Source organism: Streptomyces sp. H39-C1, from assembly GCF_027158125.1.
Lineage (GTDB): Bacteria > Actinomycetota > Actinomycetes > Streptomycetales > Streptomycetaceae > Actinacidiphila > Actinacidiphila fildesensis.
On sequence record NZ_JAPVLS010000254.1, the window covers coordinates 1 to 1444 of the forward strand.

At 74.2% G+C, this 1444-nt stretch carries 3 protein-coding genes; all 3 read left to right on the top strand.

Annotation, left to right across the window (positions count from 1 at the left end):
• On the top strand, positions 1 to 432 hold a 432-nt coding region (locus O3W51_RS48030; protein ID WP_269290405.1), incomplete at its 5' end, for a helix-turn-helix transcriptional regulator.
• Positions 429 to 746: a hypothetical protein gene (locus O3W51_RS48035; protein WP_269290407.1), complete on the top strand. Its 318-nt coding sequence runs from the start codon at positions 429 to 431 to the stop codon at positions 744 to 746. The genes O3W51_RS48030 and O3W51_RS48035, both read left to right, overlap by 4 nt.
• Positions 743 to 1444 (top strand): hypothetical protein (locus tag O3W51_RS48040; protein WP_269290409.1); only part of this gene is annotated, 702 nt, incomplete at its 3' end. The genes O3W51_RS48035 and O3W51_RS48040, both read left to right, overlap by 4 nt.

Here is a 1444-nt window from a genome sequence, read left to right on the forward strand (position 1 = left end):
TACCGGGGGCACGGCTACCTCAAGGGCTACGGGCCCCGCATGGTCCGCACCTGGACCCTCGATGACGACGGAGTGCGGGACCTGCCCAAGTCCGTCTGGCAGCGAGGCAGCACCGTTCCGGCCGGGGGCCCCGGCGGCGGCACCGTTCCTGCCGCATCCGGCGGGCGTCGCCTCCACCTGGTGAAGCCGATCCCGTCCTCGGTCGCGGTGCCGGCCACCTCAGCCCCGGCCACGCTGACCGATACCGAAGCCGCGGTACTCAACGCCGTGCGCGCGGAAAGCGGCCCGGTCCGGCAACGGGACGTGGTGACGGCCTGCGGTCTGGCCAAGGGCACGGTGTCCAAGACCGTCACGAAGCTCGTCACGGCCGGACTGCTCGTCCGGGCCGACGACGGCACGCTGACCGCCAAGGCCGGGATGGTGTCGGCATGATCCGTCCCGACGCCCAACTCCGGGCCGGTCACCTCCCGGCCGACCTGTACCGGCAACTCCCGGAAGGCACCGACGCCCGGTCGGTCGTCATCGTGGTGCCGGCGCCCCGCTCGTACGCCGGACCGATCGCGGTCGTCCTGGCCGCGACCGCTGGTGGCGTCGCGCTCATCTGGGTGGCGACTGTCGCCGTGCTCCAGCTCGTCGCGGTCGCCTCGACCACCGCAGCGGCCATCCAGGCCGCGATCCCGTCGCTGATCGGCGGCGGCGGTCTCGTGACCTTCGCGGTCAAGTTCCCGAAGGGCGGCAACCGATGAACGTCAACCTCCGCACGGCGCTGATCGCTGGCGCCGCCCTCGTGGCCGCCGTGGCCATGGCCGCGTCCGCCGCGACGCTGGCCGAACTCGGCTCCTGGGTCGGCTGGGCCTCGCCCCTGCACTGGGCCCTGCCGGTCGCGGTCGACGTCCTCGCGCTCGTGGCTGGCGTCGCCTGGCTGGCCGTCGGGGTGGCCCCGGCCGCCCGGTCGCTCGGCCGGACTCTGACCCTGGTCACCGTGGTGGTGTCCGTCGTCCTCAACGCGATCAGCCACCTGGTGACCACCGATCACATGGTGGTCGGCCCCTGGCTCGTGATCGGCGTCTCGGCCGTCCCCCCGCTCGCCGCCGCGCTCGCCGTCCACCTGACAGCCGCCATCACCACGACCGCCCCGGCTGCCGCCCTGGCGCTGGGGGACACCGCTCCCGAACCGGTGGTCACCGAGGTGTCCCCCGCCCCGGAGCCGGTGTCCGCCGAACCGGTGCCGGCCCCGGCATCGCCGCTGGTCATCTGCGGGGAACACCTCGGCGTCCCCGCTGTCCCCCCGCGTCCCCGGCTCGACACCGACGAGGCCCGCGTCGTGATCGAGCAGGCATGGCGGGACGGCCTGAGCATCCGCGAGGCCGCCCGACTGTCCACCCGCGCCCCCAGCCAGGTCCAGCGGGTGTACACCCGACTCGACGCCGAACACGGCCAACCC